Source organism: Nitrosomonas sp. (assembly GCF_043753625.1).
Lineage (GTDB): Bacteria > Pseudomonadota > Gammaproteobacteria > Burkholderiales > Nitrosomonadaceae > Nitrosomonas.
Window position 1 is genome coordinate 1 of sequence record NZ_JAYUWI010000059.1, and the last position, 23,324, is coordinate 23,324.

Consider the following 23,324-nt stretch of genomic DNA (forward strand, 5'->3'; position numbering starts at 1 on the left):
ACCCGTAAAATTCTTTCGCTTTATTCCCGTCATTTCCTGCTCCTTCTTAGCAGGATACCATCTTAATTTACTGTCCTGAAAGGAGGGTCCACTATAGTACTGCTGTTTAAATATAGTTAAGCCGCTAACTTTAGAAGTTCACATGTTGGAATAAAATCAATATATGGCACATAACCACTCCCACGATCATGATCATAGCCACGTTCCAAGGAACTTTGATCGCGCATTCGCAATTGGGATTGCGCTAAATGTAGGTTTTGTTGTGCTTGAAGTCATTTTTGGTTTATTTGCAAATTCTCTCGCGTTGTTAGCGGATGCAGGCCACAACCTCAGCGATGTGTTGAGTTTATTATTCGCGTGGGGCGCAAGCGTATTAGTACGCAAGCTGCCAACACAGCGGCATACTTATGGTTTACGCCGTACTTCGATATTAGCTGCATTGATTAATGCGCTAGTTTTGCTTGTTGCGGTCGGTGCTATCGCCTGGGAAGCTATTCACAGATTTGGCTATCCCGAGTTCGTGGCGAGTGACACAGTCATTTGGGTAGCGTCAGTTGGCATTGTAATCAATGGGCTTACGGCGTGGCTGTTCATGTCGGGCCAAAAGCAAGATATGAATATTCGCGGCGCATATTTGCACATGGTGGCTGACGCAGCGGTTTCTATGGGTGTTGTTTTAGCAGCTATTGCCATAAAATTTACAGGATGGTTGTGGTTGGATTCGGTCGTAAGCCTTGTGGTCGCCGTAATTATTGGTATTGGTACTTGGGGCTTGCTGCGCGAATCGCTTAACCTTGCACTTGATGCTGTGCCAGCCAATATTCATCCGGCCAAAGTTGAGGCTTATCTCGCGAATCTTCCAGGAATAGAAGCAGTTCACGACTTGCATATCTGGGCAATGAGCACGACGGAAATTGCCCTAACCGTGCATCTAATCAAGCCAGATGCGGTCATTGACGATCTGCTATTGGTTCAAATCAATAACGAATTGCGTGAGAAGTTTGGAATTCAGCACACTACTGTTCAGTTTGAGTGTGGAAATGTATCTCATCCCTGTAAACAAGAGCCTTCAGACGTTGTTTAAAGTGACGACGTAGCGATGAAGTTTCGGCGAGTAGGGTAAATTGCGTATCCAAAGAACATAATCAAGAATAACTGCAAGCTCTAGACGAAAAGAGAGCGCGTCGAGTCACATTCTTCCAAGATAAATGACCGGGATATGAATGTGACAGTGTTAAGTATTTATGGGGCAGCACCCTACGCGCCAACTTGCTGCTTAATCTACGCATCTCATATTTTACAAAACACTGCAGCTATAGAGAATTCTACCGTGGAGGTGGAGGCGGTGGGTTACCGGGTGGTGGCGGTGGTGGATTAGAATTTACTGGTGGTGAAGAAATTCTTCGACTGACGCCGCTACTTGCGGGCAGATCCCTGCTGACGTTACCTGAAACAGGAACATTATGGCCTTTCGAATACATGCAAGGGATATAGCTGTTGTCATAGCGCTGTTGACTTTCATAACCTGAAGATGTGCCACTGCTTGTTCCAAACAGTGCGCCCGCTAAAAGGCCTATTCCAGCACCTATGGCAGCTCCCTCACCACCAGCTATGGCAGCGCCGGAAGCAGCGCCTAACCCAGCTCCAATAGCGGCGCTTTCTACACCGCTAGTTCGGGATGATTGTTGAGGAGTCTTGCCGTTAATTTGTTGATAAGCATATTCTCTGCATTCACTATCATCCTGACGAAACTGATCAAAACTTTTACCGGCACCAGGTAATGTCATAACGCTTGGACCTGTTGGTAGGTTTGCGCAGGCAGTTAGTAGCCAAACAATCAGCAATATAAGTAATCTTTTTGTTATAAACATGTTTTCTCTTTGCGTTATTGTGCAGGTGGCTGCGGAGCTACCTGTAACCAGCCACCCGGGCAATTCTTGACATAAGGATAATAACCATCCGGGTTTTGGCAATAGTACCAGTAATTGGTTTGTGGCTGGACAGGCTCAGCCTGTTGCTGCTGCGTATAGACCGGAGAGGTTGAAGGCACTATCACGGTTGGCGGATAAGCATAATAAGGTGGATAGTAAGAGGGATAGCCATACCCATAACCACCGAATCCGTAGCCACCAAAGCCATAACGGCTATAACCGCCATATCCCCCATAACCATAAAATCCGGGACCATAATAGCCGCCGAGATTTATACCAAGATTTAAGTGGCTATGCCCATGACTACTATAGCCACCCGAATGACCATAATTTCCTCCAAAATGGCCGCCACCACCATGTCCATCCCGCGCTAAAACAGAATGGCTTTCTATCATTGCAAGCAAGGCGATGATCAAATGTACCAATCTAATATTTTTTATATGAAGCCTATTGTGCATAAATGTAGTGAAAGACAAATTGGATTCTAATCCCAACTCGTCATTTAAGAGATTTCAGATCAGATTGGAAATGATATCCCCATCCCATAATGTAACTAAGGTATTTATTAAAACCATTTCGCGTTGTTTGACTGGATCCAGACCGCATTAGTTTCAGTTATTCGATCAGGGGATAAAAAGCATCATTCAGAAGTAAGACAGGTCTTCTCATTCTAGGGGGCTCCCTGAATCAGAGCTAACTTTCTCGTCCGAGTCATAGCTTTTATTATGATTTCTCTTTTTGAGGCTTCTGCTCTGTTTTTGTAAAGTTCCTGATGTACAAGTCGAAAAGGCCCGCGACCATGGCTATATCGCGCTCCTTTACCCATTTCATGCTCTGAGATCCGAAGGGTTAATTCTGTAGTAATGCCGGTATAAAGACTTGAATCAGCACATTCCAATATATAGATCTGAACAAGACTTCCTTTTGGAAAATTTCTTGTTTTCTTTTTGATGGGTAAATTGATGGTAATTATTACTCATATCCATTAAAAAACGAATGGATACTAGGATATTGGTGACATTGCCCTTTAAACTCACCGCCTATTGCATTGCTACCTATTGTAAATTTCTCAAAATTTCTGCTCCTACGCTAATATCCGTTGTCTCACACGTATGGGTTTGACCTACGCTTCCGATAACTGGCACTTTTATTTTATTACCACAATCTCGGAAAGGAATGTCAATCGTAGTTGATTTCTGTTGAAGAGGAAGATCTCCGGTTACCGCTATAAGGTTCTGGGAAGTGTCGGTTACGATTCCATCTCCTGTTTGGAAATCAACCAAGCTGGACAAAGTTGATTGCCCCGTTCCAATTATCGAAACATAGCGTACATTGGATGGAAGGGGGTGCGTAGCCAAGTCATTAAGTACATTCAAAGCTGCGCTGTTGGGTTGTAAATCCTTGATTGAAACACTGTTTGAGTCAATATGATAAGGTAGAAGATCGCAAATGCCGACTTTATCGAAAATATCGAAAATATCGAAATTAACGTGACATGTCTCGGCCCAAAAACTACCCTGATGCGGAGTCCCAATGGTAATGAGTTTCGCAACATCCTCCCGATACGGAATTGTCGTTGCCGAATCGAACACTCGAGCTAACCCTTGCAGATATTCTCTTGCAGCAAGACCACCTGTGCTATGTCCAATCAGAAGGACTTTTGTTGCCTCAGGGTTTTCATCTAACACCGCTTGAATGATTACTGCTAATTCTCCTCCCTGGACATCAAGAAACAATCCCTGATTGTCGGAGAAATTTACAGCATAGAAGTTACCAGTATTCCCCGTACAGCTCGGAGTATCTAATGGGCAGCTTATAGCAACTGTTTTTGTGGCCGGATTGAAAGCAGGTATCCCACCGAATGTCCAGCCAGCACTGTTAATCAGATAATCTCTATACGATACCCATGTGTCTGCAGAAGAAGCGATACCATGAATAAAGACGACAGGATAAGGCTTTTCTCCACATCCCGATTCATTCAACAAAGCAGATAAATCACCTATATCCCGTGGCAAGGCATCGTCTGGTCCCTGGTAATAGACATGGTTATCTGCAGAGGAAACGCCCACATAGGCGTTGGTGTCGGGGTAATAGCGATAGGTATAGGGTGAAGATAATTGCACGCCTGATACCGGCGGTGAAAACAGATTGGGAAAGAATGTTTGTGCCCAATTCATCATGCAAATAATATCAGGCGGTGTCGCGGTATCGGCTTTCACCGTTGAATCATTAGCCGATACTGTATTGCAAATTGCCGCGACAATTATCACTCCGAGTGCGTGTGTTAGCAAGGAGCTGCTTTTGCGGTGTTGGTTGTCCATAGTATTTTTCCAAAGTAAAGAAACAAAATGGCCTGTATATCGTCAAAGCGATTCGGACTATTGTCTGGGTTAATTATTTTTGGCAGCAGGCCAGGTTAATGTAATTATTTTTCCACGCTTTTCTTGAATACTTAGATCGCGATGGAGAGTAGTTAACTCGTAGGTGGCATTCAGGGAATAGTTTCCTGGAGCAAGGTTCACCAACAGGTAGGGGCCTTCAGTGGTAGTATCAAGAACAGTATTGCCTACCTTGTCCTTAATTAATACGTGGACATCACTGATGTATTGGGCTTTGGAGCCAGTATTTTGTGATAATTCAAGCATCAATGCCCATGTTTTTCTTGCCTGCAATATTGCTTCCGACTCATCTTTGCCTACGCCTCCAGAAATAAATTGCGTTTGGCCTTGTAATTTAACGAGTGGAAGTGATGGGTTTACTTCAGCAAAACTTAAGGCTGAGAAAATCCCGGCTAACACTATAATTATCTGACTGATTCTAATTTTCATATTGGTTTTGAGTGCTAATGAACGCTATTAATAAAGTGTTTTCATCGCAATTAATCTCATTTTCTCTGTAAAAGAATTTGATCTCGCGTTAAGCCGATATCCAGTCAACGTCATCTATCCGGACTCGCCTGCCCAGTTTATCGTCATAACCTAATAGTTACTGCCAAAGCACGGATTATTTATTCAACCATCCCGGAGGGTACATTACAATGATCTTTGAGCCGGTTCTGTGCAGTAACGCACATAGACACATTGTGATGTATGCGCTGTTAAATATGGGAAACATCGTGTTAAGCTGCCATTAGATTCGCATAACATTGCCAAGTAAATTCATTTGGAAACAAATAGAGTCTTCATCTTTCCTACTTTCGCTGCCAGTTTGTTGCACTATTTTTGTTCTCCATTTTATATCTTCATTGTGTGAGACTAAAAATTCCATGAAAATCAGCATACCTCAGATAAAGAATGATGTGATGATAACCAAGCTTAAGCTCGCTGCTGCAGCGGCATGCTGTTCATTACTCTCGACCGGTTGCGCGACGCTGCCCGATACGCAATTCCTGACGGAGCATTACATTGCGCAAGCAGCGCATTTCAAAGACGCATGGGGTACGATTTCGGCTAAAAGAAGCGCGGCCATCGTGGAGAAACTCAAGCAAAAGTCCGGCGACATCGATATCTTGGATAAACAGATTGTACTCGAACAGGAAATCGTCGGCAGTCCACTCGTAGTAGGCAATAAGGTCATATTGCTGCAGGACGGCCCAGCAACGTATCAGGCTATGTTCGCCGCTATCCGCAAAGCCAAAGATCATATCAATTTGGAATCCTTCACCATCGAAGATAATGAAGTCGGTCAACAGTTCGCGGATCTATTGATCGAGCGGCAAGCACAAGGCATCCAAGTCAACCTGATTTATGACAGCTACGGCACAATAGGCACAGCAAGGACGTTCTTTGATCGTCTCGCGCAAGCAGGTGTTCAGGTACTTGAATTCAATCCGATTAATCCATTATTAATAAAGAAGTCATGGACACCCAATAATCGTGATCACCGCAAGCTGCTCGTGGTGGATGGACATACCGCATTTATTGGCGGCATCAATATCAGCAACACTTATTCGACCGGATCCTCCATCAGGAGAAAAGAAGAACCGATTGATCAAACACGTGGATGGCGCGATACCGATATTCAAATCGAAGGACCGGTAGTTGCCGAATTTCAGAAATTGTTTCTGCAAACCTGGAACAAGCAGCATGGCAAACCGCTGGCACAAAGAAACTATTTTCCGATGGTAGCGCCACAGGGTAAGGAAATAATTCGTGCAATTGGCAGTACGCCGGATGATCCTTACAGCCTGATCTATCTGACGCTCATATCCGCGATCACTAACGCGGAAAAACAAGTGTATATTACAAATGCCTACTTTGTGCCTGATCCGCAGCTTCTCAATGCCCTGATTGATGCTGCAGGTCGTGGCGTAGATGTCAGGCTGATCCTGCCGAGTTATTCCGATTCGGTAGCAGCATTTCATGCGGGACGTTCATACTATTCTGAGTTGCTGAAGGGAGGCGTAAAAATTTACGAACGGCAAGGCGCACTACTGCATGTAAAAACCGCAATTGTAGACGGCGTCTGGTCTTGCGTTGGATCTAGCAATCTGGATTGGCGTAGCGCGCTGGACAATGACGAAATCAATGCAGTCATTCTGGGGCGTGACTTTGCGCAGCAAATGCAGGCAGCCTACTTTAGGGATATTGCGAATTCGAATGCGATCGAACTCGAAGAATGGGAGCATAGGCCGCTACTGCTCAGACTGAAAGAATGGACGGCTCGATTGTGGGGATACATGTTCTAGAAAGGTGTTGAATAGTTGAGCCAGATGTATTTTTCATTACAGCAAATTATATCCTGATTAGAAAGATTGTTCAGCCAAACCCGATTTTTTCTATTATAAGGCGCATACTGACCCAAACAAACCCATCAAAGAGAAACTGCCATGGCCATGAACCGTATCCAATTCCAAGCAGGCTTGTGTAAATAGCGGTGTAAAAATGTACCACTGAGGCGCACTAAATTTCGCGGGAATCTCGGAATAAAAGTAATGGAATGGACGCCCACTACCCTAAACAGCATCGAAGTGCCAAGTTGGTAGCGAGTTCGAATCTCGCACGGCCTACCAAGATAAATCAAGGGGTTACAGACTTATGTTTGTAATCCTTTTTTCTTTTTATTGCTCTGTGTAGCCATCATGTAGGAAAATAAATTCAACATTAAACAATAAAAAACCCGCCGGAGCGGGTTATTAAATGAAAATGGATGATATACGAATATCAATATCCAGCCCCTGCGCCGGCTGGATTAATTGGATTATAGCCCCCGGGGTTACGTGGAGTCTCTCCAAATCCCGGAGGTACTAAGCTTTTTGAAGAGTCGGAGGACTCTGTAGTTTGGGAATCAGAATGAGTTTTCTGCGCCGAATCATTACTTCTTGATTTATTGAAGATGCCGCAGCCGGAAAGGATAAGTATTAAAAAAATAATTAATGATTTTGAAATATGATTAGGATTAAACATTCTAATTCCAGTTATTAAATTAAACGATTTGCCATGGCCAATCAAGGCGGGCTCGGAACAACATGTATCATTAGAAAGAACATAGGCCGAGGTATTTTTCGTTGCACATCGGCACCCAATTCCAGCGGTAAAGAAGAATGTTAAGCTCAAATTTCCAATAGCTGCGTTTTCTATATACTCACTCCACCAATTCATAAGATGTTTCCGGCGTTCAATATAATCAGCACGATTATAAGCATTTCGTACTTCATTGCTTCCTGTATGGGCTAGTGCGGTTTCTATTACATCATGGTCAAAGCCTTGTTCATTCAGAGTGGTGCTGGCTAATGCTCTCAAACCATGTGCAACCAATTGTTTATGAAATCCCATTCTTTTTATTGCCATATTAGCTGTTGCGGGGTGAGTATGTGCTTTAAAATTTCTGTCCGAAGGAAACACAAATTCACTATTGGAGCTTATAGGCTTCATTAAATCTAGCAATGCTAAACTTTGGGGTGATAGCGGTACGACATGCTGTTTTTTCTTTTTCATACGATGATCTGGAATTACCCATAGATTAGTATCAAAATCTATTTCGCTCCATCGTGTTCCAGCAGCTTCACTCGGTCTAACCATTGTGTGTAATTGCCACTCAATTAGGCAGCGAGTAGTTAATTTGATGCTGGCCATTGATAAGGCTTGCATCAATAAGGGTAATTGCTCTGGTTTTATCGTTGGCAGGTGTTGTTTTTTTGGTGATTGAAACGCTTGATTGATACCCGATAAAGGATTTGCGTTTATCATCCCTGAATTGACAGCATAAACCATGATTTCATTTAAACGCTGGCATAGGCGTTTAACCGTGTCTAGGCTACCTTTTGCAGCAACTCTTTGAATCGTCTCAATTGCTTTTACAGCAGTAATTTTGTGTATGGGTACTTTGCCTAAACTTGGAAATATATGCAGCTCCAGTGAACGCCATATATCAGCAGCATGATTGACGGTTACCATCGATTTCTTAATTTCAAGCCAGCGGGCAGCAATGTGCTCAAGTGTATTGTTTTGAGCAACTTCATTTAGAAATTTCCTCTCATCCCTGAATTCTTTGGGATCAACATCTTTAATAAGTAATTTTTTGGCTTCATCGCGTTTGCTACGTGCATCAGCAAGAGACAACGCAGGGTATAACCCAAAACTTAAACAAGTGCGTTTTTTTGTATGTGGTTTAAGGTAATCAAACAACCACATTTTAGAGCCATTGGGCTTGATTCTTAATTGCAGGCCATGCCCATCAGATAAGGTATAAATTTTATCTTTTGGTTTTGCTTTTTTGATTTCTGTATCAGTCAATGGTTTTGTCGTTCTAGCCATTTTTAGTAGTACCAATTTTTAAGATATATTTATGGTACTACAATTAGTACTACTAAAATACTAGTATTTTATAGCATAATTTAGGATGCTATAGGCAATAAAAAACCCGGAGATGCACTGTTAATGATCATTTCCGGGTTCTTATTGGATCTTGTAAGACTTTAAAATGGTGGAGACGGCGGGAATCGAACCCGCGTCCGCAAGTCCTCTACAGACAGTTCTACATACTTAGCCATATTATTTAATTTAACCTGGCAACCGCCAACTGGCAGGCTGATGACAGGCGAGTCACCTTGCGTTTAGTGTTCTGCAAAGTGACCCTGCAGAACACGATCCTCGTTAGTGACTCTGCTGTCTGTTGCCAGACCCGGCGTTGAGGCCCACCGGTGCAGAGGCTAGCCGTATTAAGCGGCTAAAGCGTAGTTTTCGTCGTTTGCGACTATTTTTTTTCAGATGGATTTACGAGGTAGACTGATCCTCGGTATGCCCTGCGCTGCTTTGCAACCCACGTCGAAACCAGATCGTCCCCAGTATTCGTTTTGGTAGTGTATAGGATGGTGTTGAAACCAGAAAGTTCAAGTCCTATATGTTGGTTATTCTAACAGAATTAATACGTGCTTCTTTAGGGCACCTCTAAAAATCCAAATTTCGTCACAACACTTTGTGGTTCACAAAGAATGTTTCCTTACATATCAGTTATATACTGCGTCACCATTTTTTGCTCGCGCCTAGTTTTGTTTAGAACTCTGAATTTTTAGAGGTGCTCTTTACAGATAAGTCAGCAATTCTTTGGGATGATTAATTAGATAGTTGGCGCCCCAGGTTTCTGGCGGCTGGTCGTTACCCAGATAGCCATAGCGGGCAACGATGGGTTGCATACCTGCCGCCAAACTGGCCTGTACGTCGCGTATGTCGTCTCCCAGATAGATGCAGTGGACAGGAGAGATGGCTATTTTGTCGCTGGCGGTCAGTAGCGGTTCCGGATGTGGTTTGGCGTTGGTGGTTTCGTCGCCGCAAATGACGCAAGCAACGCGCTGCGCAAGGCCGAGCATTTCAATCAATGGGTGCGCGAAACGCGCTGGCTTGTTGGTCACAATGCCCCAAGGCAGATTGCGTATTTCCAAATGATCCAGCAATTCATCAACACCCGGAAACAAGCAAGTGTCGTGGCATAGGCGCTGTGTATAGAAATCAAGGAATTCATCGCGCATAAATTCATAGTCACTGTCACCCGGCTTGATATTGAAGCCGAGACCCAGCAATCCTCGTGAACCGGCTGATGCCTGGGTGCGGATCTGTTCAATGGGCAATGCAGGCATGCCGCGTGCAATGCGTTGCCGGTTCAGGGCATGGCCGAGATCGGGGGCGGTGTCAGCCAGCGTTCCATCAAAATCGAAAAGGACTGCTTTAATCATTAGTCAGAAGTTAAGTGGTAAAAATTACATTATGCCGGAGCTATTAAATTAGCTGCGATAGGCCATGATGTAGTTAACGTCGGTATCATCTTCCAGCGCGTAGACTTTGGTGATCGGGTTGTACGTCATGCCAATCAATTTCTCATCCATCAACCCTGCATTACGTGCCATGCGCGCAAGTTCGGATGGTTTGATAAATTTGGCGTATTCATGCGTGCCGCGCGGCAGCATTTTTAATACGTATTCAGCACCAATAATGGCAAACAGGTAGGCTTTCGGGTTGCGGTTAATGGTTGAGAAGAAAACCCATCCTTTGGGTTTGGCTAGCTGAGTGCATGAACGAATAACACTCATCGGATCAGGTACATGCTCGAGCATTTCCATGCAAGTGACCACATCATAGTGTTGCGGCTGCTCTTTCGCCAAGGATTCGACTGTAATCTTGCGATAATCAACTTGGTGACCACTTTCCAGCAAGTGTAGCTTGGCAACCTTAAGCGCTTTATCGCTGAGATCAATACCGGTTACATGAGCGCCTTTGGATACCATGCCTTCGGATAAAATACCGCCGCCGCATCCCACATCCAGAACGGTTTTTCCTTCCAGTCCCTCAATCAATTCATCAATGTAATTAAGGCGTAATGGATTGATTTCATGCAATGGTTTGAATTCACTGTTCGGATCCCACCAACGGTGTGCAAGTTGGCTGAATTTTTCAAGTTCCAGCGGATCAGCATTAATGCCGTCATTTTCCATTTATGTTCCTTTATGCGGATTATCTTGATGTTGAGGCAATACGTTCTTGCCAGTAAACGGTACGATATTGCAGTTCAAATGGGTTCAACGTAGTCAATTGTTTATCGTGCAATAGCATTCTACCATTTACCCATACATGACTCACTTGCTCTCGGCTTGCTGTGTATACCAAATGTGAAGTTGGATCATAGCAAGGTGTGAGGTTCAGGTCGGAAAAATTAATTGCTGTGATATCAGCCGCTTTTCCAACGACTAATGAACCGGTTATTTCTCCCAACCCCAAAGCATTGGCACCATTCAGGGTGGCCATTCTGAGTGCTTGATGCGCGGGCAGGGAATCGGCTCGGCCACTGGTTGCTTTTGCCAGGAGTGCCGCTTGTCGCATTTCTTCAAACATATCTAGGCGATTGTTGCTGCCCGCGCCGTCTGTACCGAGGCCAACATTAACTCCCTGATTCAATAGCGCAGGAATCGGGGCAAAACCACTGGCAAGCTTCATGTTGGATGATGGGCAATGCGCAACGCTGCAGCCGTATTGATGCACGAGTTTAATTTCATAGTCTGTCAGATGCACCATGTGCACCGCAATCAAATTTGGGCTGAGCAGTCCTAATTGATGCAGACGCTCAATCGGCCGTACGCCATTGGTTTCCAGACTGCTGCGGATTTCATCCTGGGTTTCGTGTAAGTGGGTGTGGATGGGGATATCGAGCTGCTCTGCGTAAGTCAGGATGCTGCTAAATGTTTTGTCGCTGACAGTATACGGCGCGTGCGGTGCAAAACAGAAGGAAAGCAGCGGGTGTTGGTGATATTGATCACGTAATTTCAGTCCTTTAGCCAGATAATCATCGGCGTCACTGGCATAGGCAGTTGGAAAATCAATCACAATCATACCAATCGCAGCGCGAATTCCTGAGTGGATTGCGGTCTCAGCACAGGACTCCGGGAAAAAGTACATGTCATTAAAGCAGGTAATGCCGCCTCTGATCATTTCCGCGCAGGCAAGCTGAGTGCCATCCAGCACAAATTGGGCATCAACATGTTGATTCTCGATTGGCCAGATGTGTTTGTTAAGCCATTCCATCAGAGGTAGATCATCAGCAAATCCACGCATCAGTGTCATGGCTGCGTGGGTATGCAAGTTGATCAGGCCCGGGATCAGTGCATGATCGTTCAGTGTTATTGTTTGCTGGGGTTTGTAACGCAGTTTGGCTTCGGGTGTCGGCAGAATATCTCTGATGATTCCTTTGTCTATTGCGATGGCGTGGTGATTCAGTGTGATTTCAGCCGGCTCAATGGGAATAATCCATTTCGCTTCAATTACGGTGTCGATTTCTATCCAGTCATTCATGCATTATGCTGTGTGTAGAAAGAAAAAAGCCCTGCACAGTATATGGCAGGGCTTTTTGAGAAAAATAAGAATAACTGCTTATTTTGTACCTGCTACTTCGATCTCAACGCGACGATCAGGTGCGAGACAACCAATCAATGCTTTTGTTTTTTTCTCTCCAGCACAGCTGTTACCCGTCACTGGATTTGCTTCGCCTTTGCCATCGACAAAGACGCGGCTGGGTTCTATGCCTCTTGAAACCAGATGGGCTTTGACTGATTCAGCGCGGCGAACAGAGAGTTTTTTGTTGTAATCATCGGATCCAATGCGATCCGCATAGCCGACAGCAATGATGAGGTCATACTTAATACCTTGTATGGCACTAACAAACTCATTCAATGCTTGAATACCATTTGGTTTTAATGTTGCGCGATCAAAATCAAATAACGCATCTGCAGAGAATGTAATCTTCTCTGGAGCAGTTGTAGCTGCCGCTGCTGGTGCTGGTGCTGGTGCCGCAGCAACCTCGACTTTTTTAGCCAGATCTGGATCGCATTCAGGAATAGCCATAGCGGGTGTCCAATAGCCAGTATGCCAACATAAGCCGGTTGTGTTTCTGGCAACTACGCCACGATCATCAACACCATAAGCTTCCGGTTTTTTTACAGAACGATCTTGATCGTAGGGACCAATGCTTGTTGCTTGTGCCAAGACAGCACCAGAAAACATTGCTGGTATAAGAACCATTCCAATAAGAGTATTTTTGGCTGATATTTTTTTCATGATGTTGTCCTTTTAATGAAAACTATGTTTCTAAGAGTTCTGGTGGTAATGCAAAGATTGCTTTACCAATACAATTGAAAGTCTTTGCTATTCTACTACTTCAAGCTTATAAGTGTTCAATTATCAGTTTGTTTGCTTATTATCTCAAATTGATATGTTGTTTAATTGCAACAAATATGTGCTATAAATCTAAGTAAAATAGAATTAATGAGCTAGCATATCCGAATGGTCAAATCAGTTTTTTTACAGAAATAACTGCATAGTGATTAAGAATGGCTGTTTACATTTTGTCTTATTATCGAAATCGAGTCAAAGCCGGTGAATTATTGATCTATCAGACGTATACTGTTCATTTTGAGCCTGTCGAGGGATTTGATCAGAGCCTCCCTAGACTGTGAAATTTTATAAATAGATTTACTTGCAAACAAAATTCATCATATCACTATTTAACGACGGGAATTCTTAGGTATGGCAGATGAAACGGCGGTTTTAACCTTGTCAGCACAGAATCTGTGTCGTAAATATGATCACCATACAGCGGTGCAAAATGTGAATGTCGAATTAAGGCGCGGGGAAGTGTTGGGGTTACTTGGGCCGAATGGCGCGGGTAAAACCACGACGATGCGTATGTTGACGGGTAATCTTGCACCAAGTGCCGGCAGTATTGAGATTTGTGGTATCGATTTGTTGGATAGACCGCAAGAAGCTAAAATGCATTTAGGTTTTTTACCCGAGATTCCACCGCTTTATCATGACATGACTGTCGACGAATATTTGTTGCTGGCCGCTCGATTGCATCGTATCAACAAGCAAACGTTACAAGCTGTGTTGGATAATGTGAAACAACGTTGTGGTCTGGAAGCTCAAGGCAGGTATGTGATTGGTACATTGTCGAAGGGATTTCAACAGCGCGTGGGTATTGCGCAAGCTATCATTCACAGCCCGGACGTCATTATTCTTGATGAACCAACGGTAGGTCTTGATCCTAATCAAATGCGCGAAATTCGCTCGTTGATCCGGGAGTTGGGCGTGTCCAGTAGTGTTATCTTATCAACGCATATATTGTCTGAGGTGGAGAGTGTATGTGACCGGGTGCAGATAATGCATAAAGGTAGCGTGGTATTTGATCAAACCATGGCCGAATTGCAGCACCAGGGCACCAGTCTGGAGGCGGTATTTACGCAACTCACACAGTTATGAACAAACAGGAATCTTAAGAATGATTGTTACCATTATCCGTAAGGAATTGAGCATGTTGTTCATCTCTCCTTTGGCCTGGATATTGCTGGCTTTGATACAACTCGTGCTCACCTGGGTTTTTCTGGTCCGCCTGGATGCATTTCTGGAGATACAGTCTCAATTGATGCAAATTGCTAATCCCCCGGGAATTACGGAAATTATTATTTCCCCTGTGTTTGCAATGGCAGCCATTATTTTATTGATGGTTACGCCATTATTATCCATGCGGTTGCTGGCTGAAGAGCGCCGTAATCACACGTTGACATTATTGATTTCAGCGCCGGTTTCCATGACCGATATTGTGATCGGTAAATTTCTGGGCTTAATGGTTTTCTTTTTGGCTGTCATTACCCTGATAGTTGCATTATCTATTTCATTACGACTTGGTGGTGCGCTGGATTTTGGCTTGTTGCTTAGCAATACGCTAGGCTTATTCCTGGTGACTGCATGTTTTTCTGCGCTGGGTCTTTATATTTCCAGTTTGACAGCACAGCCGGTGCTTGCCGCGATTGGCACCTTGGGCGTGTTGTTAGGATTGTGGATGATCAATCTGGCTGCAAGTGAACCAGATGGATGGTTACAATATTTTTCTTTGCTGAAGCATTTCGAGCAGTTTAATCAGGGTTTGATTGATACCTTGAGCATCGCCTATTTTATTTTGTTTATCCTCACCTTTCTGCTGTTAACGATTCGCCGCTTGGATGGAGAACGATTGCATGGGTAAGCTTAAAAGTTACGCAAATGATTACGCTGAATAAAAAATTACGCTGGCATTACTTGATGCAAAATGGCGTATTTGTCATTTTGCTACTGTTGCTGGTTATTTTGCTGGGCTATCTTGCAACACAAACCCGGTTGCAATGGGATGTCAGTCAGAATGGACGTAATAGCCTGAGTGAAGCGAGTGTTGAGATACTGCAAAAATTGCAAGGACCGGTTCAAGTGACGGCTTATGCCACTGAGCAACATGCGCAATTGGGAGATGTTCACAAGATTATTGCCGACTTCGTGGCACTTTATCAACGTGTAAAGCCAGATCTTTCTCTGACATTTATTGATCCGGTGGCGCAACCTATATTGACGCAGGAAGCGGATGTTCAGGTTAACGGTGAGATGGTAATCAAATTTAATCAGCGAATCGAACATCTCACAGCCATTAACGAACAAGCGTTTTCCAACGCCTTGATGCGCTTGGCGCGCGCTGAAGACAAACTGATCGTGGCATTGGGCGGTCATGGGGAACGCAGGCTTGATGGGAATGCCAACTACGATTTAGGGGAATTTGGCAAGCATTTGCGCACAAATGGCTTTAACAGTCAGTCATTGAACCTTGCCATTGAGCAGGATGTTCCCGTGAATGCAAGCATGTTGATGATTGCTTCTCCACAGACCGACTTATTACCGGGAGAAGTAGATAAATTACTGAATTATGTAGACCGAGGCGGCAACCTATTATGGTTGGTTGATCAGGAATCGTTACGCGGATTGCTACCCGTGGCAGAGAAGTTACGCTTAACACTCACTCCAGGCGTTGTTGTTGATCCTCAGGCAGAACAGCTTAAAGCGCCGGTTACATTTGCTTTGGGTGCTATTTATGGGCAGCACGTTATCACCAATAATTTTGATTACATTACGGTGTTTCCGTTTGCGCGCCAGATAACGATTGATGAAAGTGAAGAATGGAGCAGCGTTTCACTGGTTGAAGCGGCGCAACAGGGCTGGGTGGAGACCGGTGATCTGAATGACGCGATTAATTTTGATCAAGCCGATGATGTGGCTGGTCCGATCACTATTGCAGCGGCTTTGGCGCGCAATATTCAGGATCGCGAGCAGCGCATTGTTGTTGTCGGGAGTGGACATTTTCTTGCCAATACTTATCTCGGGAACGGCAATAACTTAGATTTTGGTATTAATCTGATCAATTGGCTCACAGGCGATGAAGAATTGATTGTAATTCAGCCACGCGCGACGCTGGATAGCAATCTGATCTTAAGTGAATCAGAGCTGACTTTGATCGTGATTGGTTTTCTTGTTTTATTGCCGGTACTGTTTTTGGTGAGTGGGACGGTTATTTGGTGGCGCCGCAAAAGAAGAATATAAAAAATGACTCATCACGCGCGACTTAATCTGATCATGTTTTTTACGATTGCCGGTTTGGCGGTGTTTCTGTATTTCAGACCGCAATCTCCGGATATTCATAAATACCCGCTTTCAACCAGTCCGGTTGAAGCGGTGCAGAGCCTACGTATCGTGTGGCAACAACAAGAGATTGTGCTGCAGCAATTGGATAATCACTGGTATCTGGTAAAGCCGGTACAGGCTCGTGCGGATGAGAGAAAGATCGCAGAAATTCTGGAAATTCTAACAGTGACAAGTAGTCAACGTCTTCCGCTGGTGGATCTGGGACGTTTTGGTTTGGATCAACCCAATGTGCGGTTGTATCTGAATAACGAGTATTTTGGTTTTGGCGGATTTGCACCCATGACCAACCAACAATATGTGGCGACAGGTGATCAGGTGTATTTGATTTCTCCGCGCTATGTGCTTGCTTTGCCATCCAGAACCAGCGATCTGATTAATCCCCAGTTACTAGCATCCAATGAAATTCCGGTTAAATTCGAGTTGAATCATTTGACGGTAGAATTTCAGAATGAAAATTGGCGCATCACTATGCAGCATTCTGGCGAGATACCTGACGAAGATACGATAAAACATTGGGTGCAGTTATGGCGAACAGCGCATGCCGGAGAGCTGATTTTGGAGCAAGCGTTAGATCCTGATTTTATTGTTAAGGGCTTCATTAAAATCACTTTGCAAGATGGGCAGGAAATCAAACTGAGAATTCTGCAAAATGAATTCTCGACAGTGTTGTTACGTGTTAAAGATGGATTCGGTTATCAGTTACCGATTGATGTGGGTCAGCAATTACTCGATCCAAATCGGATAGAATTAAACCAGATATTGCCCGAGGACTGATGCCGGAATTACCAGAAGTTGAAACAACACGACGGGGCATCGCGCCGCATCTGCTGGGGCAATCCGTGGCAAATGTAATCGTCCGGAATCCTAGGTTACGCTGGCCGATACCAGGCAATTTGCCTGAGTTATTGACGGGTTTAACGATTCAGGCAGTGGCACGCCGGGCCAAATATCTTTTGCTTGATTGCGGTGTCGGAACGTTGATTCTTCATCTGGGTATGTCAGGGAGTTTGCGCATACTGCCGCATAAATTGATGCAATCGATAGAACCGCCCCAGAAACACGATCATTTTGATTTAATCTTAAGTGATCAGACCGTTCTGAGATTGCGAGACCCTCGCCGTTTTGGTGCAGTGTTATGGCATATGGGAGATATTCTGCAGCATCCGCTTCTGATGAATCTTGGTCCCGAGCCATTGACAGCGGATTTCAATGCGCAGCAATTATTTGAGAAAACCAGGGAATGTCGCGCCAGTATTAAACAGACGCTGATGAATAGCCATGTGGTTGTTGGTATTGGTAACATTTATGCGAATGAAGCTTTGTTTCTAGCCGGAATCAATCCCAAAATAGCCGCTGGCAGGATCGGTATGACGCGTTATGAAAAACTGGTTCAAGCGGTTAAACAGATTTTGCAGCAGGCGATCGAAGCGGGCGGCAGTAGTTTGCGCGATTTTGTTAATAGTGATGGAAATCCTGGGTATTTTCAGCAGCAATATTGGGTTTATGGGCGTGGCGGACAGCACTGTAAAGAATGTGATCATGAGATTAAACAAATCAGACAAAATCAACGCTCCAGCTTTTATTGCCTGCGTTGTCAGCATTGACAGATGCGCGTTCAGAACGGCGGTTTAATTTCTAATGCCAGACTGTTTTGTCGATGATTACAAGATCATTTACTGTTCAGTTGAATCAATTAATATAATGATAGGGTCAATATGAATATTACATTCATTGGCGGCGGCAATATGGCGTCTGCTTTAATCAGCGGATTGTTGCAGCAAGGTTATGCAACAGAGCAGCTTCATGTAGTGGAAATCAATGCAGAAAGCCGTGAGAAAATAAAAAATACACTGGGCGTTTCGGCCGTCGCGGATCTTGCCGATGGAATCAAGGGAAGAGATGTAATTTTATTGGCCGTAAAACCACAGCAATTATTTGAATTAACCCAAAAACTTGCGCCATTATTGGATAGCCAGCTGATCATATCGATTGCGGCGGGTATTCGTGCGACTGATATCATACGTTGGTTGGGTGATTATGAGCGGGTAGTGCGTGCAATGCCCAACACGCCTTCTCTGGTACGTAGCGGTGTTGCCGGCCTTTATGCTGCGCCAGGTGTCAGTGAGTTAGATAAAAAGAATGCTGAATCGATTCTTGCTGCGGTAGGTACGACACTTTGGGTGAATGATGAAGAAATGCTGCATACTGTCACGGCTATTTCCGGTAGCGGTCCTGCTTATGTGTTTTATTTTATTGAATCTATGCAGCAAGCAGGGATAGAATTGGGCTTGACGTCGGCTCAAGCCAGACAACTCAGTTTGCAGACATTTTCTGGCGCTAGCAAACTGGCTAGCTTGAGTGATGAAGATGTAGCTGTATTGCGCGCTCGGGTGACATCAAAAGGTGGTACAACGGAACAAGCAATACAGACTATGGAGAAAAATGCTATTCAGTGTAAGATCATAGCCGCCGTTCATGCTGCGGACAGGCGTTCACGAGAATTGAGTGATGAGTTCAGCAGAATTTAAATCTTGAAAGAGCCAGTTGTGATTTCTTAATTTTCAATTACAGTTTTTTCGGAAAACTCTTATGTCCAACCAGATCTTAATTTTTCTTCTTGATACTATCCTGGGTTTGCTTTCCTTGGCGCTGCTACTGCGGTTTTATTTTCAATTATTACGTGTTCCCTACTACAACTCGATTTCCCAGTTTCTTATCGCCGTGACTGATTTTATCGTGCGGCCTGCGCGTCGTGTTATTCCTGGCTGGGCTGGCATAGATTTATCCACGCTGGTCCTCGCCTGGTTAATGGAATGTATGATCGTTACCAGTGTTTATATGGTGCAGGGATATGATTTTGCAGCCAATATTGGTGCTGCATCAGGCGTTATGGGGTTACTGGGCATCATTGAGATTATTAAAATAACACTCTATATTGTGTTGATAATGATTATTATGCAGGCTGTTCTGTCTTGGGTTAATCCACATAGTCCGTTAGCGCCATTACTGGATAGTTTTACGCGGCCATTCCTGGCCGTCTTTCGTAAGCGCATTCCACCGATAGCCAATGTTGATTTATCCCCATTGTTTGTGTTGATCTTAATTCAAGTGCTGCTGATGCTAGTGGCTGGCATGCATAGGGAAATCATTAACATACTCCTTTAGGGTATTAAGGCTATTATGGGCTGGTATCGGTATGATGATGCAAATAATCTTGTTTTGACATTGCATATCCAGACGGGTGCAAAAAATACTGAAGCGGCAGGATTACATGGCGACGTGCTGAGGATAAAACTTGCGGCCGCACCAGTAGAAGGTAAAGCAAATGCCTTGCTACTGAAGTTCCTTGCTAAGCATTTCGATGTGCCGCTATGCCAAGTGATGCTGAAACAAGGTGATAAATCGCGGCATAAAGTGATAGTAATTCAGCAACCTGGTTGTGGCCCGGATGTATTATATAACGAGTTGCAAAGTTGATTATCAATGTACTTCTCTATTAAAAAAATGCGATGGAATTGATTCTGTGGCGCCACGCTGAAGCTGAAGATGGTTTTCCGGATGCAGCCCGTAAGCTGACTGCGAAAGGATTAGATCAAGCAAAACGTATGTCTGATTGGCTTAAATCGGAATTGCCGGAGAATACGCTGGTGATAGCCAGTCCGGCGCGGCGTACTCAACAAACCGCGATGGCATTGAGATCTGATTTTGTAACCAATAATGAAATAGGCCCGGGTGCTGGTGTAAAGAGTATTCTTACCGCTGCTAACTGGCCCAATGCACAAGGCGCTGTAGTCATAGTCGGCCACCAACCTACATTGGGTGAGGTCGTCCATAATCTGGTTCCGGTCATCCCTCCTGGGTTGCGTGTTAAGAAAGGCTCCGTGTGGTGGATCCGGTATCAGGAAAAAGACAATATTATTGAACCAGTACTTCATTCCGTGATCTATCCAGACATGCTATGAGTTTTGATTGGATTTGCTTTTTGGTCACATTCGGGCACCATGCCTCGATTAATTTTGTTTAATAAACCCTATGGTGTGATTTGCCAATTTACACCGGAAAGCGGTCATCGATCATTAAAAGACTTTATTCCATTACCGGGCTTTTATCCGGCGGGTAGACTGGATGCTGATAGTGAGGGCTTGGTTCTATTAACAGATGATGGAAAATTGCAGAATAGGATTAGCAATCCAGAGTTTAAACTCCCTAAAACATATTGGGTGCAGGTTGAAGGTGAACCCGATGAGATTGCATTAAATAAGTTACGTCAAGGTGTAGTTCTGAATGATTTCAAAACACGGCCCGCACAAGCATTTCTGATGGATGAGCCCAGCCGTCTTTGGCAGCGGACTCCCCCTGTTCGTTACCGCAAGCATATCGCAACTGCCTGGATGTCTTTGGTTCTAAGTGAGGGTAAAAATCGTCAAGTAAGGCGGATGACGGCAGCGGTTTTATTTCCTACTTTGCGATTGATTCGTTATGCAATCGGAAAATATACCCTGCAGGGGATTGCTCCCGGAGAGTGGCGCATACTGAATGACTCCGTCCTGGAAAGGTGAAAGATTATCAATTTTTTCAGAATACTATCTGGAAAATGAAGTTTGGTTTTACTGAACCCATTTATTTTAAACAGATAATTGATACAGATTAATATTTCTTTTCTCTAAAGTGTTAATATAAAAAATATGTAAAGAAGTGGTAAAGAGTAAATACTTCATGTACAGTAAATAAAAAAATAACGTTAATGATTTATTAGTATGTGAGTTGAGTGAAGTGCAATGGTTTGGAGGGTGTTTGTTTTTATTTATCAGGTCTGCGCCTCGGTAGGCCATTAAAAGGATGGTAACTCTATGATTTCTGATTTTCTTACTTTAATCTCTGGTGTGATTGATATGCCGTGGTGGGGCTATGTCGTTGTTACCTTGGTTTTTACGCATATTACAATTGCGGGTATTACAATTTATCTTCACCGCCATTCAGCGCATAGAGCGCTGGAATTGCACGCGATACCAAGTCATTTTTTCCGCTTCTGGTTGTGGTTAACTACCGGAATGGTTACAAAACAGTGGACGGCGGTTCATCGTAAGCACCATGCAAAATGTGAAACCAAGGATGATCCACATAGTCCTGTTGTTGTCGGTATCAAGAAAGTGTTAAGCGAAGGCTCGGAACTCTACAGAGCAGAAGCAAAGAATCAGGAGACTCTGGAAAGATATGGGTACGGTACGCCTGATGATTGGATAGAACGTAACATTTATACCAAGCACAGTGCAAAAGGTGTTGCATTAATGTTGATTATTAATGTAATCCTGTTTGGCCCGATTGGTATTACTATTTGGGCGGTGCAAATGTTGTGGGCTCCTATTTTTGCTGCAGGTATTATCAATGGTGTTGGCCATTATTGGGGATACCGGAATTTCCAGGCGGAAGATGCCAGCAGGAATATCGTTCCTTGGGGTATTTTAATCGGTGGTGAAGAATTACATAATAATCACCATGCTTATGCAACATCAGCAAGACTATCCAATAAATGGTACGAGTTTGATATTGGTTGGATGTATATTCGTATTTTGGAGATGATGGGGCTTGCAAAGGTCAAGAAAGTTGCGCCTAAATTGCGTATTAATAAGGAAAAAACCCAATGCGATTCAGATACGTTGCAAGCTGTTATTTCTCATCGCTATGAGGTTCTTGCCAAATATACGAAATCGTTGAAAGCGACTTTTGCAAAAGAAATGGTTCACTTGAAAGAAGCAACGACGCAATATGGTGTGGATAATTCTACTCTGAAGCGTTGGATCTTGGCTGATTCGAAAACTTTGCAAGAGCATGAACGCGAAAAACTAAGTCAAGTGCTCAGTAATGCTAAAACACTCGATAAAGTTTATACCATGCGCGAGGAATTAGCTGAAATCTGGCAACGTTCTACTGCGTCAACTGAAGAACTGGTCAAGCAGTTGGAGGATTGGTGTCGACGTGCAGAGGAAAGTGGTATCGAAGTGTTGCAGGCATTTTCTCAGCGATTACGTTGCTATGCATAAATAGAGTATTATGGAACTTCCTGAGATTCTCCCAATAAGAAACCCGCCTTGGCGGGTTTCTTATTGGGAGAATCTCAGCTTATATTTAACTTACGATTCCCCGTGGTCTTGCCACGGGATGAGGTGCAGGGCGCGCGGAGCAAATTTATTGACCAGCTGAAGCAATGCAAGTTGCAATAAACATTCTTTAGACCCGGGCGCATTGTGCTCTCATCAGCCAGAACAAGTTGTAGCCAGCCGCATATACAACAAGCGTGCAATGCATCACCCAACTTGCTGGGTAACCAACAGTGATCGGATTCCAGATTTCCGATTGCAGGTTCTGCTGCTTGTCGGCATTTGAGTCAGCAGCGTTGCGGTTGTACTTGCCGCGATGGATAGTTTCCACTTACGGATTATCAGTATCCACCCCGAGAAACCCGAAACCGGTAATGACTTGCTTTGGCGTTGATTCGGTGCCTTCGAGTAGCATTTGTGTTTGTTCGAGCTGTTTGTGAAGAATATAACCGTTGTAAGGATTGCCGGTCTTACCCTTACCGATGTACTCGACTTCCAGCGCGTGCAATGCATATAGCACTTGTCGTTGTCCTTTGGCTGTTGCGCTTATGAAGTCTGTCCCGCCCTGATGACAGGATCGCTCGCGCATAGCGCCCCAATTGCTGATCGAGTTCAACAGGTTATTAAGTACAAATCATATTACGACAGCCTTTGGGCAAATTTTTATGGTGGTAATGTTTCTTTGAATGTGAGCGGAAGTGTGTATGATGATTTTTCAGGGGTCGTGTCGACAAAGTCTCTATTTCTTGCAACTTCCCTGTCGGTGAGGATAAAGTGTCCATTAACCAGATGAATGAAGATTGGACCTTAAAAGT

Annotated in this window: 23 protein-coding genes, 1 other RNA gene and 1 pseudogene; 13 read left to right on the forward strand and 12 right to left on the reverse strand. The window is 44.1% G+C overall.

Annotated elements, in window-relative coordinates; translation table 11 throughout:
• The first annotated feature begins 163 nt into the window (after positions 1–163).
• Entirely contained in the window at positions 164–1,084 is a 921-nt protein-coding gene (locus ACH10T_RS05845) for a cation diffusion facilitator family transporter (protein WP_394808384.1), read from the forward strand.
• Positions 1,085–1,325: 241 nt separating this feature from the next.
• On the opposite strand, the gene ACH10T_RS05850 is transcribed toward ACH10T_RS05845, so the two are convergent.
• The 5 genes from ACH10T_RS05850 to ACH10T_RS05870 all read right to left on the reverse strand — a co-directional run bounded on the left by ACH10T_RS05850 (position 1,326) and on the right by ACH10T_RS05870 (position 4,759).
• Positions 1,326–1,871, reverse strand: a complete 546-nt coding sequence (locus ACH10T_RS05850) for a YMGG-like glycine zipper-containing protein (RefSeq protein ID WP_292929471.1) — start codon at positions 1,869–1,871, stop codon at positions 1,326–1,328.
• Positions 1,872–1,885: 14 nt separating this feature from the next.
• The gene (locus ACH10T_RS05855) at positions 1,886–2,389 is read right to left on the reverse strand and encodes a hypothetical protein (protein WP_394808385.1); all 504 of its coding nucleotides are present in this window, start codon (positions 2,387–2,389) and stop codon (positions 1,886–1,888) included.
• Positions 2,390–2,601: 212 nt separating this feature from the next.
• Positions 2,602–2,829: a GIY-YIG nuclease family protein gene (locus ACH10T_RS05860; RefSeq protein WP_394808386.1), complete on the reverse strand. Its 228-nt coding sequence runs from the start codon at positions 2,827–2,829 to the stop codon at positions 2,602–2,604.
• A 157-nt stretch (positions 2,830–2,986) separates the two neighbouring features.
• Positions 2,987–4,252, reverse strand: coding sequence for an esterase/lipase family protein (locus ACH10T_RS05865; protein WP_394808387.1), 1,266 nt, complete (start codon positions 4,250–4,252; stop codon positions 2,987–2,989).
• Positions 4,253–4,321: 69 nt separating this feature from the next.
• Positions 4,322–4,759, reverse strand: coding sequence for a hypothetical protein (locus ACH10T_RS05870; RefSeq protein WP_394808388.1), 438 nt, complete (start codon positions 4,757–4,759; stop codon positions 4,322–4,324).
• A 437-nt stretch (positions 4,760–5,196) separates the two neighbouring features.
• On the opposite strand from ACH10T_RS05870, the gene cls reads away from it, so the two are divergent.
• The gene (gene cls, locus ACH10T_RS05875; RefSeq protein ID WP_394808389.1) at positions 5,197–6,618 is read left to right on the forward strand and encodes a cardiolipin synthase; all 1,422 of its coding nucleotides are present in this window, start codon (positions 5,197–5,199) and stop codon (positions 6,616–6,618) included.
• A 475-nt stretch (positions 6,619–7,093) separates the two neighbouring features.
• Here the strand turns inward: cls and ACH10T_RS05880 are convergent, their stop codons facing one another.
• From ACH10T_RS05880 to ACH10T_RS05905, 6 genes are all read right to left on the reverse strand, one after another.
• Positions 7,094–8,686 (reverse strand): integrase domain-containing protein, encoded by a 1,593-nt coding sequence (locus ACH10T_RS05880; RefSeq protein ID WP_394808390.1) that lies wholly within the window; start codon positions 8,684–8,686, stop codon positions 7,094–7,096.
• 167 nt (positions 8,687–8,853) lie between these two features.
• Positions 8,854–9,215: a transfer-messenger RNA gene (gene ssrA / locus ACH10T_RS05885) on the reverse strand.
• Between the two features lie 238 nt (positions 9,216–9,453).
• On the reverse strand, positions 9,454–10,101 hold the full coding sequence (locus ACH10T_RS05890; RefSeq protein ID WP_394808391.1) for an HAD family hydrolase: 648 nt from the start codon (positions 10,099–10,101) through the stop codon (positions 9,454–9,456).
• 48 nt (positions 10,102–10,149) lie between these two features.
• Entirely contained in the window at positions 10,150–10,857 is a 708-nt protein-coding gene (gene ubiG, locus ACH10T_RS05895) for a bifunctional 2-polyprenyl-6-hydroxyphenol methylase/3-demethylubiquinol 3-O-methyltransferase UbiG (protein ID WP_394808392.1), read from the reverse strand.
• 19 nt (positions 10,858–10,876) lie between these two features.
• On the reverse strand, positions 10,877–12,208 hold the full coding sequence (locus tag ACH10T_RS05900) for a TRZ/ATZ family hydrolase (protein WP_394808393.1): 1,332 nt from the start codon (positions 12,206–12,208) through the stop codon (positions 10,877–10,879).
• A 78-nt stretch (positions 12,209–12,286) separates the two neighbouring features.
• On the reverse strand, positions 12,287–12,970 hold the full coding sequence (locus tag ACH10T_RS05905) for an OmpA family protein (RefSeq protein ID WP_394808394.1): 684 nt from the start codon (positions 12,968–12,970) through the stop codon (positions 12,287–12,289).
• A 468-nt stretch (positions 12,971–13,438) separates the two neighbouring features.
• Here ACH10T_RS05905 and ACH10T_RS05910 point away from each other — a divergent pair, with 468 nt between their 5' ends.
• The 11 genes from ACH10T_RS05910 to ACH10T_RS05960 all read left to right on the forward strand — a co-directional run bounded on the left by ACH10T_RS05910 (position 13,439) and on the right by ACH10T_RS05960 (position 22,452).
• On the forward strand, positions 13,439–14,170 hold the full coding sequence (locus ACH10T_RS05910) for an ABC transporter ATP-binding protein (RefSeq protein WP_394808395.1): 732 nt from the start codon (positions 13,439–13,441) through the stop codon (positions 14,168–14,170).
• Between the two features lie 19 nt (positions 14,171–14,189).
• A complete protein-coding gene (locus ACH10T_RS05915; protein ID WP_394808396.1) occupies positions 14,190–14,933 on the forward strand; it encodes an ABC transporter permease subunit in 744 nt (247 codons plus the stop codon).
• 17 nt (positions 14,934–14,950) lie between these two features.
• Positions 14,951–16,309: a GldG family protein gene (locus ACH10T_RS05920; RefSeq protein WP_394808397.1), complete on the forward strand. Its 1,359-nt coding sequence runs from the start codon at positions 14,951–14,953 to the stop codon at positions 16,307–16,309.
• A 3-nt stretch (positions 16,310–16,312) separates the two neighbouring features.
• On the forward strand, positions 16,313–17,185 hold the full coding sequence (locus ACH10T_RS05925) for a DUF4340 domain-containing protein (RefSeq protein WP_394808398.1): 873 nt from the start codon (positions 16,313–16,315) through the stop codon (positions 17,183–17,185).
• Positions 17,185–18,015 carry a bifunctional DNA-formamidopyrimidine glycosylase/DNA-(apurinic or apyrimidinic site) lyase gene (gene mutM, locus ACH10T_RS05930; RefSeq protein ID WP_394808399.1) on the forward strand — a complete coding sequence of 277 codons (831 nt, stop codon included), beginning with the start codon at positions 17,185–17,187 and terminating at the stop codon, positions 18,013–18,015. Before ACH10T_RS05925 ends, mutM begins: the two co-directional genes overlap by 1 nt.
• 111 nt (positions 18,016–18,126) lie before the next feature.
• A complete protein-coding gene (gene proC, locus ACH10T_RS05935) occupies positions 18,127–18,939 on the forward strand; it encodes a pyrroline-5-carboxylate reductase (RefSeq protein WP_394808400.1) in 813 nt (270 codons plus the stop codon).
• Positions 18,940–19,000: 61 nt separating this feature from the next.
• Positions 19,001–19,576, forward strand: a complete 576-nt coding sequence (locus ACH10T_RS05940; protein ID WP_394808401.1) for a YggT family protein — start codon at positions 19,001–19,003, stop codon at positions 19,574–19,576.
• Between the two features lie 15 nt (positions 19,577–19,591).
• Entirely contained in the window at positions 19,592–19,888 is a 297-nt protein-coding gene (locus ACH10T_RS05945; RefSeq protein ID WP_394808402.1) for a DUF167 domain-containing protein, read from the forward strand.
• A 32-nt stretch (positions 19,889–19,920) separates the two neighbouring features.
• Positions 19,921–20,373 carry a SixA phosphatase family protein gene (locus ACH10T_RS05950; RefSeq protein WP_394808403.1) on the forward strand — a complete coding sequence of 151 codons (453 nt, stop codon included), beginning with the start codon at positions 19,921–19,923 and terminating at the stop codon, positions 20,371–20,373.
• Between the two features lie 39 nt (positions 20,374–20,412).
• Entirely contained in the window at positions 20,413–20,970 is a 558-nt protein-coding gene (locus tag ACH10T_RS05955; RefSeq protein WP_394808404.1) for a pseudouridine synthase, read from the forward strand.
• Positions 20,971–21,261: 291 nt separating this feature from the next.
• Positions 21,262–22,452, forward strand: a complete 1,191-nt coding sequence (locus tag ACH10T_RS05960; protein WP_394808405.1) for a fatty acid desaturase — start codon at positions 21,262–21,264, stop codon at positions 22,450–22,452.
• 205 nt (positions 22,453–22,657) lie between these two features.
• On the opposite strand, the pseudogene ACH10T_RS05965 reads toward ACH10T_RS05960, so the two are convergent.
• Positions 22,658–23,055: pseudogene (locus tag ACH10T_RS05965) on the reverse strand (IS5/IS1182 family transposase); the annotation flags it as partial.
• Between the last annotated feature and the right edge of the window lie 269 nt (positions 23,056–23,324).